The sequence below is a fragment of the Ruegeria sp. P10 genome (assembly GCF_056534925.1).
Genome location: NZ_JBQERJ010000001.1, coordinates 580,332 through 594,449 on the forward strand (window position 1 = coordinate 580,332; position 14,118 = coordinate 594,449).

Below are 14,118 nucleotides of genomic sequence, written 5' to 3' on the forward strand. Positions count from 1 at the left end.
GTGGTGCCTATATAGTGTTGCACCGCCCAAGGGTCAAAACACCAAGCGTATTCTAGCCGTTTTGCGTCGCAAGGTCACTGGCCAATCAGGGATTTGCGGATCACATCCTGCTGACGCCAGTCTTCGATCCCCTGAAAGATCCCCAAGGCCATTTTCGCCCGCCACTTCGAATCCCTTAGGTTTTCCCGATCTCTGGGGCTGGACAGAAATCCAAGTTCGACCAAAACAGACGGAATATCCGCCGCCTTGAGAACCGAGAACGAAGCGGTCCGCAGCGGTTTGCGGTTCATCGGCCCGCCTTGCTGGGCCATCCCGTTGGCAATCGCGCTGGCCAGTGACCTGGTCCGCGGCATCGTTTCCTGGCGCGCCAGATCAAGTAGAACATCGGCCACCTGATCATCGGCACCATTCAGATCGATACCCGAGATCAAATCCCCCCGATCATGCCGCTCGGCCAGTTTTGAACTGGCCACATCCGAAGCATCGGCAGACAAGGTATAGACGGCAGCCCCGTGGGCCTGACCTTCCGACAGGGAATCCGCATGCAACGAAATGAACAGATCCGCGCCAGCCCGATGCGCCAGGGCAATCCGGCGCTCCAACGAGACGAACTGGTCGTCAACGCGGGTCAGGACCACCTCATAACCTTCTGATCGCAAGAGAACTTCGCGCAGTTCGCGGGCAAAGGCCAGCATCAGGTTTTTTTCATCAACGCCATCGATTTCGGCACCCGGATCGATCCCGCCATGCCCCGGATCGAGCATTACGCGCAACGGCCTGTCTGCCGAGCGCGCCGATGCCTGCGGCACATCAGCCGGCTCCGGCAAGTCCCATCCCGGGTTGCGCGGCGCACCTGCGGTTGCGTTGAACGTATCAAAATCCGTGCCCTTGAGGTTCAGAGACAGCAGAGCCGCCCCCGAATCCTCGGCAACCGTCAACTCGGCAGTGTCTACGGCCATCGGAGCGCCCAGTTCCAACACCAACCGCGACCAACCCGGAACATAGGCCCCGAATTGCACGCCGCTGACGCGTTCGGATTGCAGGAAATCCGTTCGGTTCAGCCCGGTCCAGTCCACTTCGTTGAAGTCCAGAACCATCCGGTACGGATCCTGCAAGGTGAAGATCCGGTACGGCACCCCCTGGCTCAGGCCGATATCCACGCGAACGCCGGTTCGCCCCACATCCGTGATGCGGCTCTGGTCGGGCTGAACGCGTGCCAGCGCGCTGAAATCCTGCGCGACGGCACTGCCGCACAACGCCCAGATCAGGGCGATGCAAATGAAGATCCTGCTCATGGCCTCAAGTTTTCCCGAGATCGTTTGCCGGGCAGCCTATACCACAAGGGCTGATTTGTGAACGGCTCAGGCAGGTTCCCCGATCACCTTCCGCTGGGTCATGAACAAGCGCAACCGTTCCAGCCCGTCCTGAATGTCGGCCGTCGAACGCGCATAGGAAAAACGCAACGTCGTATGGCCGCGTTGCGGATCGAAATCCAGACCCGGCGTGACCGCGACACCGGCCTTGTCCAGAATCTCGGCCGCAAATGCGCGGCTGTCATCGGTCAGGTCAGACACGTCGGCATAGACATAGAAAGCCCCGTCCGGAGGCGCGATTTTCGTAAAGCCCGCCTTGGGCAGCCCGTCCAGCATCAGGGCGCGGTTTCGGCGGTACACGTCCAGATTGGCTTGCAGCTCGTCCTCGCAATCCATCGCGGCCAGTGCGGCAACCTGACTGGCGTGCGGCGCGCAAATGAACATGTTCTGGGCTATCCGCTCGACAACGCGCACCTGATCCTCGGGCACGACCATCCAGCCCACGCGCCAACCGGTCATCGAGAAATACTTGGAAAACGAGTTGATCACATAGCACTCATCCGTCAGTTCCAGTGCGGTTACGGCCTTGGCCTCGTATTCCAGACCATGATAGATTTCGTCGCTGATGAAGGATGCCCCCTGCCCGTGTGCGGCTTCGATCAGCGACCCCATGGCGGCGTGATCCAGCATCGTGCCGGTAGGATTCGCCGGAGACGCCACCATCAGCCCCTTCAGGCCCATTCCCTGAATATCCGCTGCCACGGGTTGCAGACGGTTTTCAGGCGCGGTCGGCAGATCGACCGGCACCAATCCAAGTGCCCTGAGAATCTGGCGATAAGACGGATACCCCGGCGCACCGATTCCGACGCGATCCCCGCTGTCGAACAATGCCGTGAAAGCCAGCAGAAACCCGCCGGACGATCCGGGCGTGATGACCACGCGCCCCGGGTTCAGGTCCACATCGTACCACTCACCATAAAGCTGCGCGACACGCTTTCGCAGCGCAGGCAAGCCCAGAGACACCGTATAGCCCAACGGGCTTTGATCCATCGCCTTCGCCAGCGCCTCGGTCGCGCCCTTGGGGGCGCCGGTTCCGGGCTGGCCAACCTCCATGTGAATCACATGGCGGCCCGCTTCTTCCGCACGGCGCGCGGCTTCCATCACGTCCATCACGATGAAGGGATCGACCCCGGACCGGGTTGAGTTTCTCATGCCCATCTCCCATGTTGCAGCCATGGCTTTTGAACGCGTATCTCTGCTGACGTCAATCCCGGCTCTGGTCCTGTCGGTTGGTGTCTGGCTGGCGGTTGCAACGCAATCCCATGGGCAAAGCCTGATCCGCGACCCCGATATCGAGCGTGGCCTGCGCGAGCTGGCCTTTCCGGTTCTGCGCGCCGCCGGCCTGAACACCAATCGGGTTCAAATCCTTGTGGTCAATGACAACACGTTCAATGCATTCGTCATCGACTACAACGCCATCTATTTGAATTACGGGTTGATCCTTACGGTCGAAAGCCCCGAAATGCTGCAAGCGGTGATCGCGCATGAGGCCGCGCATATTGCGAACGGCCATCTGGCCCGCCGCGCAGAAAACCTGAAGGCGGCGCGGCGCAATGCGGGCCTTGGTACCGCTTTGGCCCTGCTTGCGGCTGCGGCCGGAGGGGGTGAAGCCGCCATTGGCATCGCCGCTGGCACCCAAGGCGCCGCAATCCGCAGCTTTCTGGGCCATACCCGCGCCGAAGAGGCCTCGGCCGACCGAAGCGCTGCAAGCTATCTGCGATGGGCTCAGATTTCCCCCAGCGGCATGGTTGATCTGCACAGGAAATTCGCGGGTCAGGAGTTGCTGAGCGTCGCCAATCAGGACCCGTACATGCGGTCGCATCCCACCAGTCGTGAACGGTTGCGCGCCGCCGAAGCGTTTTTGGATGAGTTCGGCGACAAGGCCGTTCCGAATGCCAATGCCGATTACTGGTTCGCCCGCGTCAAAGGCAAATTGTCGGCCTTTTTACGCTCACCCAGCTGGACATTACGGCGCGCAAAAGAAGAAACCGCCCAGGACATCCGCCTGATGCGCGAGGCTTCGGCTTATCATCAGAACCGTGATTTGGATCGCGCGCGCCGTGCCATCGACATGGCCCTGACTCTGCGCCCGAACGACCCCTACTATTATGACCTGAAAGGGCAAATTCTGCTGGAAAACAGGCAAATAGGCGCGGCTGTTGAAGCGTATGGGAACGCTGTTGAAATGGCTCCGAACGATGCGCTGATCCTGGCTGGCTACGGGCGGGCGTTGCTGGCGCAGGGCCAAACCAAACAGGCCCTGAGCGTGCTGGAAAAAGCCCGCGCCCGGGACTACCGGAACGCCAGGCTGTTGCAGGATCTGGGTGTTGCCTATGCTCAGGTCGGCAATGATGGTATGGCGTCGACCGTGACGGCAGAGCGTTATGCGCTGCAAGGGCGGTTGAAAGATGCCGGAATTCACGCAAAACGCGCCGTGGCACGTCTGCCCGAAGGCTCACCGGGTTGGCAAAGGGCACAAGACGTGTTGATTGCATCGGAACGACTCGACAAAGACAAAAGGAAACGGAAATGATCCTCAGACATGCTGCACCCGCCCTTCTGGGGCTTTCCTTGGCGGCGACCTCGGCGCAGGCGCTGGACTTGAACGCGATGAACGATGCCGAGAAGGCGGAATTTGGTGCCCAGGTGCGCGAATACCTGCTGGAAAACCCCGAAGTGATCATCGAAGCCATCAACATTCTGGAAGAGCGCAATGCCGTCGCCGAAGCCGCGGCGGACAAAGAACTGGTCGCCGCCAATGCGGATGAACTGTTTGATGACGGGTACAGCTGGGTTGGCGGCAACCCGGATGGCGACATCACGCTGGTCGAGTTCATGGACTACCGGTGTGGCTATTGCCGCCGTGCCGTTCCCGAAGTTACCAGCCTGCTGGCAGAAGACGGCAACATCCGCCTTGTGATCAAGGAATTCCCCATCCTGGGTGATGCGTCTGTGCTGTCCTCACGTTTTGCCGTGGCCACCAAACACGTGGCGGGCGACGACGCATATAAGCAGGTCCATGATGCCCTGCTGGAATTCACCGGCGAGCCAAGCGAAGTTGCCCTACGCCGCATCTCGGACGGTTTGGGGCTGAACAGCGACGAGATCATCGCGGCGATGGACAGCGATCGCGTCACTGATGAGATTGCGCGCACCCGTGCTCTGGCCCAGCGGATGCGGATCTCGGGCACACCTTCGTTTGTGTTGGGCACAGAGATGCTGCGTGGCTATTTGCCAGCCGATCAGATGCAGCAGATCGTTAACGGTATACGTGCCGAACGCGGCTAAGGCCGGATCTGTCGGCAACGTGCCATGAAGCGGCGGGAATTTCTGGTGGCCGGAGGAGCGTTGGGTATGACGGGTTTCTCTGGCCAGTCTATTGCGCAGCCCGCGACCGGCTTCCGCGTGCCGGCCGAAGACGCCCGGCATCATTGCACTTTCATGCAATGGCCGGTCAGCCGAACCGTCTATCGCGATCCCGTTTTTCTGGAAATGGTACAGGGGACCATTGCGGAAATCGCAAACACGATCTCTGCTTTTGAACTCGTCACAATGCTCGCCGGATCGGAACATCACGCAGATATCAGCAAACGGCTTTCTGCGGCGGTTGAGATCTGGGATGTCCCGACCGAAGATCTGTGGTGCCGGGACGCAGGCCCGGTCTTTGCGATCAACGACCGTGGCGCGCTTGCGGTCCAGCAGATCCAGTTCAATGGGTGGGGAGGAAAACAGGTTCACGCACATGATGCGAAAATTGCCGGCAGAGTGGCCGAAAGGCTGGGTCTGGCCCTGTTGCCGACCGGGCTGATCGGCGAAGCCGGTGGCGTCGAGCAGGATGGGCATGGGACGCTAATGGCGCATGAAAGCTCGTGGGTGAATGACAACCGCAATCCCGGCCTCACCCGGGACGAGATCGAAGCCCGGTTGTTGGCGGCCTATGGGGCCAATCGCATGATCTGGTCCGAAGGTGTCTGGGGCGAAGATATCACCGACTATCACATTGACAGTTTGGCCCGCTTTACCGGCCCCGGTCGCGGCATCATCAACCTGCCGGATGAACCGGACAAATATGACCCTTTCAACATGGCCGCGCTGGACACCCATGATCGTCTCATTGCCGCGGGCATCGACATGGACGTGATACCCGAGCCGCATTTCCGCCGGGTCGAAAACCTGGATTTCGTGGCCTCTTATGCCAATTACTACGTCTGCAATGGCGGTGTGATTGCGGCCCGGTTCGGAGACTCGGAAACAGACAGGATCGCGTCGGAAACGCTTGCAAAACACCACCCCGGGCGTGAAGTCGTGACGCTTGACGTGGATGTGCTGGGAGAGCTGGGTGGCGGCATCCATTGCGCTACACAACAGATGCCCGGTTTTTAAATGTCGTGAAGAAACAGGCTATTCAGCCGCTTCAGCCGCCGCATCCAGTTCAGCCGCCTTTTTCTCGACCTCTTCCACGATGTGATCGATCATCTGGTCGTTCGACATTTTGTGGCTGGCTTTGCCGGCCAGATAGACCATGCCGAACCCTGCACCGCCGCCGGTGAAACCAACATCGGTCATCAGCGCTTCGCCCGGGCCGTTGACCACGCAGCCGATGATCGACAGGGACATCGGCGTCTTGATGTGTTCAAGGCGATGTTCCAGCGCCTCGACGGTTTTGATGACATCAAAACCCTGTCGCGCGCAGGATGGGCACGAGATGATATTGACACCCCGATGACGCAGGCCAAGGGATTTGAGGATTTCAAACCCGACCTTGACCTCCTCCACCGGGTCAGCAGACAGGCTGACGCGGATCGTGTCGCCAATCCCCATCCACAGCAGGTTGCCTAGCCCGATGGCCGATTTGATCGTGCCGCTGACCAGCCCTCCGGCCTCGGTAATGCCCAGATGGATGGGGGCATCCGTCGCCTCGGCAATGCCCTGATAGGCCGCGGCCGACAGGAACACGTCGCTGGCCTTTACGCTGATCTTGAACTCGTGAAAATCATTGTCCTGTAGGATGCGGATATGTTCCAGCCCGCTTTCGACCATCGCTTCGGGGCACGGCTCGCCATATTTCTCAAGCAGGTGCTTTTCCAGGCTGCCCGCGTTCACGCCGATGCGGATCGAGCAGTTGTGGTCGCGCGCCGCCTGGATGACTTCTTTTACACGGGTTTCGTCTCCGATATTGCCGGGATTGATGCGCAGACAGGCAGCGCCTGCTTCGGCGGCCTCGATCCCGCGCCGATAGTGGAAATGAATATCCGCAACGATGGGCACCGGGCTTTCGCGCACGATCTCTTTCAATGCCTTGGACGACGCCTCATCAGGAACCGAAACGCGAACGATGTCAGCGCCAGCCTCAGCCGCCGCCTGTACCTGCGCCACGGTCGCCGCCACATCGGTGGTCAGCGTGTTGGTCATGGTTTGAACGGCAATGGGTGCATCGCCACCGACGGGGACGTTGCCGACCATGATTTGACGGGATTTACGACGATAGATGTCGCGCCATGGGCGCACGTGATTGAGGGACATAAGGACGGATCCGCGTCTGCCTGAGTTGCGACTGTAGATAGTTCGGCAACAGGGTTATCGCAATGGCTAGATCACTCGGCGGGCGTTTCTGTCGCCTCGGTTTGCAGTTCCGCCACCAGTTGCTTGAGCGCACTGTTCTGTTCCGCCTCCAGATCGGCGACGGCATAGGCCTCGGACACGGCGTCTTTCGACAGAACAACACCCTTGGCGACCGTGCCCGGAGCACCCGCCGGGCCGTAATGTTCACCGTTCATCGCGAAATATACCGATCCCGACGCGCCCGCACGCAATGTCGGCGGTTCTTCCGTCAGGGGCACTTCGAATACACTGCCCTGCTCGACGGTTCCCAGTGTACCTTCGAAAATGACGCTGCCATCCGCAGCCGTCACGCGCATCCATGCCGGATCAACCGCCACGATCTTTAGCGTGGTATCGATCTGTTCGACCACTTGCGGCAAGGCCGGTTTTTCGACCGTGTGCAGTTCAGCCACTTCGAACTTCGGCAATTCGGGCGGGCGGAAGGTTCCAACCTCGCGCGGATCAAGCGTTGAGATCGGAGCATCCCGCGCAACCAGCACCGGAACATCCAGTGCCTGCGGACGATAGAGACGGTCCAATGCTTCGGCGCTTGCCACTTCCGTAACATCATCTGACAATTTTCTGCGCACCGCATCCAGCGGATCCAGATCAGACAGAACCACCGGTGCCTGTTCAACCGGGCTGACCTGAACTTGCTGAATCTTGTTCAAAACAGCCCAACCGCCATAGCCAATGCCACCGATCACCGCGAGCAAAACCAGCGACGAACCGATTGCGCGAGGTTCAATCTGGCTGACCAGAGACTCCTTGCCCGGAATATAGGGCGTATTGGGCGAAATGAACGGATCCCGCCCCATCGGGCCGCGCGCAGGCAGAGCCCCCGAAGGTTTCCGCACCACCGAGGCCTCTGCGGACATGCCATGCGCAACCTCAAATCCGCTTTCCTTGCAGAAAGACGCGAAGGTCTCATCAGGGTTCATACCCAGATAGCGCGCATAGGAACGCACATACCCGGCGATAAAGCCGGGTGTATCAAACGCATCAGGGTCAGCGTTCTCAATTGCAGCGATATAGTTGGCTTTGATCCGCAGCTCGCGCTGAACATCCAGAAGAGATTTGCCCATCGTTGCGCGTTCACCGCGCATCTTGTCGCCTAGGCGAACTTCGTAGTCGTCAAACCCCTTTGGTCTGACATCTACGTCCTCTTCGGATTCGCGCTGAGATCTGCGCCCAATCATCCCTGCTGCCCCATTCTGCCTGTCGCGTATTTCGCGTAAGTGGCGAATCATCCCCAGAATGATTCGTCTACTCGTTTTGTTAGCGTAAGCTTAACACGCGGCAAACTCGTTGCACACTTTGGCGTTAGGTTATCCGGCAAGTTCGGCGCGATTTAGCGCACAATGTGACCAAAGTTCGTCCATCGCCTGCACCAGACGGTTCATTTCGTCGGGTCCATGCACCGGAGACGGGGTAAAACGCAGACGCTCGGTTCCGCGCGGGACGGTCGGGAAATTGATCGGTTGCACGTAAATGCCATAATCGTCCAGCAGCATATCGCTGAGCTTCTTGGTGTGCACCGGATTGCCGACGATCACAGGCACGATATGGCTGCCGTGGTCGATCAGCGGAAGGCCCATTCCCTTCAGCCGCAGCTTGAGGATCTTCGCCTGAGTCTGGTGCTGCTCGCGCAGCTCAGACGCGGTTTTCAGGTGCGCAACGGATGCAGCAGCTCCTGCGGCAACTGCCGGCGGCAACGATGTCGTAAAGATAAAGCCCGGCGCATAAGACCGCACGGCATCGCACATCTTTGCGCTGGCGGCGATATAGCCCCCCATGACGCCATAGGCCTTGGCCAGAGTGCCATTAATGATGTCGATCCGATGTGCCAGCCGGTCACGCTCGGTCACGCCGCCACCGCGCGGGCCATACATGCCCACCGCGTGCACTTCGTCGATATAGGTCAGCGCGCCGAATTCATCTGCCAGATCGCAGATTTCTTCGATCGGACCAAAATCACCGTCCATCGAATAGACAGATTCAAAGGCGATCAGCTTGGGTGCGGCGGGATCGTCCGCCTCAAGCAATTCGCGCAGATGCGCCACGTCGTTATGACGGAAGATGCGCTTGGCCCCGCCGTTTCGGCGCACCCCTTCTATCATCGAAGCATGGTTCAGCGCGTCAGAATAGATGATCAGCCCCGGAAACAGCTTGGGCAGCGTGCTGAGCGTGGCGTCGTTGGCGATATACGCGCTGGTGAACAAAAGCGCGGCTTCCTTGCCATGCAGATCTGCCAGCTCGGCCTCGAGCCGTTTGTGATAGACCGTTGTCCCCGAGATGTTGCGCGTACCGCCCGACCCGGCACCTGCGGCTTCGACCGCCTCGTGCATTGCGTTCAGAACAACAGGGTGCTGGCCCATGCCCAGATAGTCATTGCCGCACCATACGGTGATGTTCTGCTGCGAGCCGTCCGGGCGCGTGCGCACCGCGTGCGGAAAATGACCGTTGCGACGTTCGATATCGATAAAGGTCCGGTAACGTCCTTCGTCATGCAGCCTGGCAATCGCTGAATCGAGCTGAGCACTATAGTCCAACGGACCCTCCTTGAATGCCCGTTTCCGGTTTCCCTTGGGCAATTAGTCTGCCACATCCCACAGCTTAACCTGTATCAGCAGCTTTGTGTTACTTTATTCAGCTGGTTACAGCCGAACAGGTGAACCCAACTTTGATTTGCATCAAATATAAGTTTGCAATGCTCACGGCAAGTAGAGTTCCGGCTATCGGACGCGTGGAAACGACGCAGCCCGCGCAACGTCATTCGCGGGCTCGTGATTGCATGAACAATTCAGATCAACCGCTCTGGACGGCGCTGTCAACGCTGCTAGGGTTCGCCCGAACACTGACAAGCAGGAGATCCCCATGTCGCTAGACACCGTGCTGAACCGGATTGACGAAGATCTGCAAACCTCGATCGACCGCCTGATGGAGCTGCTGCGCATCCCTTCGATCTCAACCGATCCCGCGTACAAGGCCGACGTCAGCCGTGCAGCCGACTGGCTGGTTGCCGACCTCAACAGTATCGGAATTGCAGCAGAAAAACGGGAAACTCCGGGGCACCCGATGGTCGTAGGCCATGTGGGCGAGGACTCGGATGCACCCCATATCCTGTTTTATGGCCATTATGATGTGCAACCTGTCGATCCGTTGAACCTTTGGACGCGCGACCCGTTCGACCCCGCCATCGAAGATACCGAGCACGGCCCCGTTATCCGCGGGCGCGGCGCATCGGACGACAAAGGTCAGTTGATGACATTCGTCGAAGCCTGCCGCGCCTGGAAAGCGGTGCACGGATCCCTGCCCTGCCGCATCACCTTCTTCTTTGAAGGCGAAGAGGAATCCGGCTCACCCTCTCTGGTCCCCTTCCTCGAAGAAAACGCGGCCGAACTCAAAGCGGATCTGGCGCTGGTTTGCGATACATCCATGGTATCGCGAGGTGTTCCGTCGATTGCCGCGCAGCTGCGCGGCATGCTGAAGGACGAGTTCACCATCATCGGGCCCCGCATCGATCTGCACTCCGGCCATTACGGTGGCCCGGGGCTGAACCCGCTGCGCGAGCTGTCGAAAATCGTTGCCTCATTCTATGATGACGAAACCGGACGTGTCGCGGTCGATGGTTTCTATGAAGGCGTTCATGAAGTGCCCCAGGACCAGCTGCGCCAGTGGCAGAATTGCGGCTTCGACGAAGCGGATTATCTGAATTCTGTCGGCTATACCCAGCCGCACGGCGAAAAAGCCTATTCGACGCTCGAACAACAATGGGCGCGCCCGACACTTGAGGTGAACGGGCTGTGGGGCGGATACAATGGCGCAGGCTCGAAAACCGTTATCCCTTCGGAAGCGCATTGTAAAATCACGTGCCGACTGGTCGGCGACATGGACCCCGACGCGCTGCGCAGCAATATCCGCAAACATGTCGAGGATCGCCTGTCCCCGGATGCAAAAGTTGTCTGGGACAACGATCTGGAAGGTTCGCCCGCTTCGGTCATGAATATCGATCGCCCGGAATTCGAAGCCGCGCGCAAAGCACTGTCGGACGAGTGGGACCGCGAAGCGGTGTTTACCGGCATGGGCGGCTCGATCCCCGTCGTCGGGTATTTCAATACCGTTCTGGGGCTGGATTCGATGCTGGTCGGCTATGCCAACGAGGATGACGCCATCCATTCGCCGAATGAGAAATACGACGTCAAAAGCTTCCACAAGGGTATCCGTTCTTGGGCCCGTATTCTGGATGCTTTGAACCAGTAACGGATTTCAGCGAGGCTCTGCCTCGCGCTCCGGGATATTTGCCGCCAGATGAATAAAGGATCCCTTGTTCATCTGGCCCAAAATATCCCGGGGGAGCCGCGCGCAGCAAGGCGGGGGCAGAGCCCCCTGCCCGACCGCAACACGCGTATGACGTTACATATGGATCACGCGACCATACGCATCCAACACGCTTTCATGCATCATTTCTGACAGAGTCGGGTGCGGGAAGACCGTGTTCATCAGGTCTTCTTCGGTGGTCTCCAGCTGCCGCCCAACCACATAGCCCTGAATCAGTTCCGTGACTTCCGCGCCAATCATATGGGCCCCCAGCAATTCGCCTGTCTTGGCGTCGAACACGGTTTTGATCAGACCTTCCGGTTCGCCCAGAGCAATGGCCTTACCGTTGCCGATGAAGGGGAAGCGACCGACTTTGACGTCGTAACCCAGCTCTTTGGCCTTGGCTTCGGTATATCCCACCGAGGCCACCTGCGGCTGACAATAGGTACATCCGGCGATGCTTTCGGGCTTGACCGGATGCGCATGCTGGCCCGCGATCAGATCGGCAACCATGACACCTTCGTGGCTGGCTTTATGTGCAAGCCAGGGCGCGCCCGCGATGTCACCGATCGCATAAAGGCCATCGACGCCGGTGCGGCAATATTCATCCGTCACCACATGCGTGCGGTCGATCTTGACGCCCAGTGCCTCGAGCCCGAGGTTTTCGACATTCCCAACAATCCCGACAGCCGAGATAACGGTGTCGAACTCGTGCTTTTCAACCTTGCCCTTGACCTCGATATGAGCGGTGACCTTGCCCTTGCCGCGATCCAACTGCTTGACCATGGCTTTTTCCATGATGGTCATGCCTTGCTTGATGAAGGCTTTCTTGGCCAAGGCACTGATTTCCGCATCCTCCACGGGCAACACGCGGTCCATCACCTCGACCACCGTCGTGTCGGCCCCCAGCGTGTTGTAGAAACTCGCAAATTCGATGCCGATCGCGCCCGAGCCGATGACCAGCAGTTTCTTTGGCATCCGGGGCGGTTGCAGCGCGTGCTTGTACGTCCAGACCAGATCGCCGTCAGCCTCGAGACCGGGCAGTTCGCGGGCCCGTGCGCCGGTTGCAAGAATGATGTTCTTGGCCGTCAGTTCTTCGGTGCCCTTGTCGGTCTTGACGCTGACTTTGCCTTTTGCGGGGATTGTTGCCTCACCCATCACCACGGCGACTTTGTTCTTTTTCAGCAGATGGCCGATGCCGCCCGAAAGCTGCCCGGCAACACCACGGGACCTCTTGACGACCGCGTCCAGATCGTAACCGATCTTGTCGGCCTTCAATCCGAAATCCTTGGCGCGTTCCATCAGATGGAACACTTCGGAGGACCGCAGCAATGCCTTGGTGGGAATGCACCCCCAGTTCAGGCAGATGCCACCAAGGTGCTCGCGCTCGACCACGACGGTTTTCAGACCAAGCTGGGCCGCACGGATGGCGGCGACATAGCCACCGGGGCCAGCTCCGATTACGATCAGATCATAGGATTGTGCAGCCATGTGTTCCTCTCGGCGCAGGTGGTGAAAATTTAGTTTACCATTAAACTATTTCCAGAAACGCATCAACACGCCTTCCCGCGACAAATGAGACGCAAGGTAAACCATGCCTGAATGTGCGGATTTCAGCCTATACCCCGGCCCGCGCTATGGCTAGAACGGAACTGCCGACGCCGCTCGGACATTCGTGAAGACATTGAATTCAAGGGGTTTACCATGGCCAAAACACTGAAAGATTTGGCGCTTGCTCTGCTTAACGCAACTTTGATACTTGTGGCGCTTTGCTTGTTTTTAGGCTGGAAGCTGGCATCGAAAGTCGAAAGCGTCTCGGCAGAATTCTCAGCGGCCGTACAGGTTCTTGCCCCTTTTCGGGATGAGGCGAAGGGCATTCGAGGCGAACTTTCCGCGTTGCGTGACGATTTGGCGACGCTGATGAGGGAAAACCAGGTTACGGACAGTCAAACCGCTCAAAATATCCAGGCAACATTGCGCCGCCTGAACGCGGTTCAACAAAAGCTGCAATCTGCGCAGGAGCGATTCACAGAACTTGCAGAGACACCAGAGGTTCTGATCGCCCAAGCCATACAGACCGGAGCAGACATCGCATCCGAACGCGTCCTGGCGTTCAAAGGATGTGAGCCGGGATCCTGAAGCGCCCCGCGCGAACAACCGAGGCGCACAACATGTATCTGCGATCTCAGGCCATCGCTTGCAGTTGTCGTACGGTGCTGCCATAGCCGCCCATGTCGACGTAAGCCACTTCATGGGGGGTTGAGCTGCGCGACAGTGCTTTGTTCCGGTAAGGGAAACGACCGAACTTGCGGATCACTTCACGATGCGCACGGGCGTGCAGCAGATTGCTTGTATCGCCGCTTAGGTTCTGACAGATCAGACGCACGCAGCGTTCCTGATCACACAGATTTTCCGAATGCATCATCGGCAGGTAAAAGAACTGCCGGGCCGGTTCATCGATCTTCTTGTCCCAACCTCTGTCCACCGCGCATTTGGCAGCCGCCAGGGCCGCTCGGTCCGTCGCGAAAGCACGCGCTTGCCCGCGGAACATGTTGCGTGGAAATTGGTCCGTCAAAATTATGTAAGCCAGTGACCCGCTGGGATAGGTCAGCCAGAGCGAAAACTTGCCCTCGGCCGCAGCCTCCCACGTTGATTGAAAACGTGCGCGGATTTCTGAATCCAGCGCTTCATCCTCACTGTACCAGCCCTTTGGACCCACCTCATCTAACCAAAAACTCAATACTTCTTCAGGCGTTACCATTGCCTTAAACTCCGTCTTGTGCCCGTAGTCTGGACGTAACGTCATTTAAGGCCGTTTTGCAGA

At 58.8% G+C, this 14,118-nt stretch carries 12 protein-coding genes; 5 read left to right on the plus strand and 7 right to left on the minus strand.

Annotation, left to right across the window (positions count from 1 at the left end; all coding sequences use genetic code 11):
* Positions 1-74: 74 nt before the first annotated feature.
* Both ACR0FB_RS02920 and ACR0FB_RS02925 read right to left on the minus strand, forming a co-directional pair.
* Entirely contained in the window at positions 75-1,295 is a 1,221-nt protein-coding gene (locus ACR0FB_RS02920; RefSeq protein WP_480619631.1) for an N-acetylmuramoyl-L-alanine amidase, read from the minus strand.
* Between the two features lie 66 nt (positions 1,296-1,361).
* Positions 1,362-2,525 carry a pyridoxal phosphate-dependent aminotransferase gene (locus ACR0FB_RS02925; protein WP_224852903.1) on the minus strand — a complete coding sequence of 388 codons (1,164 nt, stop codon included), beginning with the start codon at positions 2,523-2,525 and terminating at the stop codon, positions 1,362-1,364.
* On the opposite strand from ACR0FB_RS02925, the gene ACR0FB_RS02930 reads away from it, so the two are divergent.
* Genes ACR0FB_RS02930 through ACR0FB_RS02940 form a run of 3 tightly spaced genes read left to right on the plus strand, consistent with a single transcriptional unit; the run spans position 2,524 to position 5,756 of the window.
* The gene (locus ACR0FB_RS02930) at positions 2,524-3,906 is read left to right on the plus strand and encodes a M48 family metalloprotease (protein WP_480619633.1); all 1,383 of its coding nucleotides are present in this window, start codon (positions 2,524-2,526) and stop codon (positions 3,904-3,906) included. The two genes, ACR0FB_RS02925 and ACR0FB_RS02930, sit on opposite strands and share 2 nt — an antisense overlap.
* Complete coding sequence (locus tag ACR0FB_RS02935; RefSeq protein WP_480619635.1) at positions 3,903-4,661, plus strand: DsbA family protein; 759 nt, start codon at positions 3,903-3,905, stop codon at positions 4,659-4,661. The genes ACR0FB_RS02930 and ACR0FB_RS02935 overlap by 4 nt, the downstream gene beginning before the upstream one ends.
* Before the next feature lie 24 nt (positions 4,662-4,685).
* On the plus strand, positions 4,686-5,756 hold the full coding sequence (locus ACR0FB_RS02940; protein WP_480619637.1) for an agmatine deiminase family protein: 1,071 nt from the start codon (positions 4,686-4,688) through the stop codon (positions 5,754-5,756).
* A gap of 18 nt (positions 5,757-5,774) precedes the next feature.
* On the opposite strand, the gene ispG is transcribed toward ACR0FB_RS02940, so the two are convergent.
* The 3 genes from ispG to hemA form a co-directional block, all read right to left on the minus strand.
* Positions 5,775-6,896: a flavodoxin-dependent (E)-4-hydroxy-3-methylbut-2-enyl-diphosphate synthase gene (gene ispG / locus ACR0FB_RS02945; protein WP_480619639.1), complete on the minus strand. Its 1,122-nt coding sequence runs from the start codon at positions 6,894-6,896 to the stop codon at positions 5,775-5,777.
* Between the two features lie 71 nt (positions 6,897-6,967).
* Positions 6,968-8,173 carry a helix-turn-helix domain-containing protein gene (locus ACR0FB_RS02950; RefSeq protein ID WP_480490422.1) on the minus strand — a complete coding sequence of 402 codons (1,206 nt, stop codon included), beginning with the start codon at positions 8,171-8,173 and terminating at the stop codon, positions 6,968-6,970.
* Between the two features lie 129 nt (positions 8,174-8,302).
* On the minus strand, positions 8,303-9,526 hold the full coding sequence (gene hemA / locus ACR0FB_RS02955; RefSeq protein ID WP_480619641.1) for a 5-aminolevulinate synthase: 1,224 nt from the start codon (positions 9,524-9,526) through the stop codon (positions 8,303-8,305).
* Positions 9,527-9,851: 325 nt separating this feature from the next.
* On the opposite strand from hemA, the gene ACR0FB_RS02960 reads away from it, so the two are divergent.
* Positions 9,852-11,237, plus strand: coding sequence for a dipeptidase (locus ACR0FB_RS02960; protein ID WP_171723079.1), 1,386 nt, complete (start codon positions 9,852-9,854; stop codon positions 11,235-11,237).
* A 153-nt stretch (positions 11,238-11,390) separates the two neighbouring features.
* On the opposite strand, the gene lpdA is transcribed toward ACR0FB_RS02960, so the two are convergent.
* Positions 11,391-12,785 (minus strand): dihydrolipoyl dehydrogenase, encoded by a 1,395-nt coding sequence (gene lpdA, locus ACR0FB_RS02965; RefSeq protein WP_171631749.1) that lies wholly within the window; start codon positions 12,783-12,785, stop codon positions 11,391-11,393.
* Positions 12,786-12,998: 213 nt separating this feature from the next.
* On the opposite strand from lpdA, the gene ACR0FB_RS02970 reads away from it, so the two are divergent.
* Positions 12,999-13,433: a hypothetical protein gene (locus ACR0FB_RS02970; protein WP_480619643.1), complete on the plus strand. Its 435-nt coding sequence runs from the start codon at positions 12,999-13,001 to the stop codon at positions 13,431-13,433.
* Positions 13,434-13,479: 46 nt separating this feature from the next.
* On the opposite strand, the gene ACR0FB_RS02975 is transcribed toward ACR0FB_RS02970, so the two are convergent.
* Positions 13,480-14,055 (minus strand): DUF924 family protein, encoded by a 576-nt coding sequence (locus tag ACR0FB_RS02975; RefSeq protein WP_171631742.1) that lies wholly within the window; start codon positions 14,053-14,055, stop codon positions 13,480-13,482.
* Between the last annotated feature and the right edge of the window lie 63 nt (positions 14,056-14,118).

What these genes read in the sequence shown, in the direction of transcription:
- ACR0FB_RS02930 (WP_480619633.1), top strand. Translation starts at nt 2,524, where the DNA reads ATGCCCATCTCCCATGTTGCAGCCATGGCTTTTGAACGCGTATCTCTG.
- ACR0FB_RS02920 (WP_480619631.1), bottom strand. Translation starts at nt 1,295, where the DNA reads ATGAGCAGGATCTTCATTTGCATCGCCCTGATCTGGGCGTTGTGCGGC.
- ACR0FB_RS02960 (WP_171723079.1), top strand. Translation starts at nt 9,852, where the DNA reads ATGTCGCTAGACACCGTGCTGAACCGGATTGACGAAGATCTGCAAACC.
- ACR0FB_RS02970 (WP_480619643.1), top strand. Translation starts at nt 12,999, where the DNA reads ATGGCCAAAACACTGAAAGATTTGGCGCTTGCTCTGCTTAACGCAACT.
- ACR0FB_RS02935 (WP_480619635.1), top strand. Translation starts at nt 3,903, where the DNA reads ATGATCCTCAGACATGCTGCACCCGCCCTTCTGGGGCTTTCCTTGGCG.
- lpdA (WP_171631749.1), bottom strand. Translation starts at nt 12,785, where the DNA reads ATGGCTGCACAATCCTATGATCTGATCGTAATCGGAGCTGGCCCCGGT.
- ACR0FB_RS02940 (WP_480619637.1), top strand. Translation starts at nt 4,686, where the DNA reads ATGAAGCGGCGGGAATTTCTGGTGGCCGGAGGAGCGTTGGGTATGACG.
- ACR0FB_RS02950 (WP_480490422.1), bottom strand. Translation starts at nt 8,173, where the DNA reads ATGATTGGGCGCAGATCTCAGCGCGAATCCGAAGAGGACGTAGATGTC.
- ACR0FB_RS02975 (WP_171631742.1), bottom strand. Translation starts at nt 14,055, where the DNA reads ATGGTAACGCCTGAAGAAGTATTGAGTTTTTGGTTAGATGAGGTGGGT.
- ispG (WP_480619639.1), bottom strand. Translation starts at nt 6,896, where the DNA reads ATGTCCCTCAATCACGTGCGCCCATGGCGCGACATCTATCGTCGTAAA.
- ACR0FB_RS02925 (WP_224852903.1), bottom strand. Translation starts at nt 2,525, where the DNA reads ATGAGAAACTCAACCCGGTCCGGGGTCGATCCCTTCATCGTGATGGAC.